We start from the raw sequence: 241 nt of genomic DNA, 5'->3' as shown, positions 1-241 counted from the left end.
GAATTAGCATATAAATCATTGCTTGGTCTTTTACTTTTTCTAAACTAGACCAATCTGGTTTCAAAATATGTAAATCATTAAAACAATCGTTCCAATAATCAACCATATCTCTTTTTAATTAAATTTCTACACGCCATAAGTGTTCAGACATAACTTCAATGTCTGCATTATCCTTACGTTCTTGTTTTTTATTATAAATTCTAATAAATCTATCACTGTCACGAACACCAAAATATTTTGT

General features: G+C 27.4%; 1 pseudogene. It reads right to left on the bottom strand.

The features are described from left to right. Positions 1-241, bottom strand: a pseudogene (locus tag SH09_RS16490) (replication initiation factor domain-containing protein); the annotation flags it as partial.

It is taken from the genome of Staphylococcus gallinarum, assembly GCF_000875895.1.
GTDB classification, from domain to species: domain Bacteria; phylum Bacillota; class Bacilli; order Staphylococcales; family Staphylococcaceae; genus Staphylococcus; species Staphylococcus gallinarum.
The sequence above is the reverse complement of the archived record's forward strand: the minus strand, read 5'-3'. Positions and strand labels throughout refer to the sequence as shown.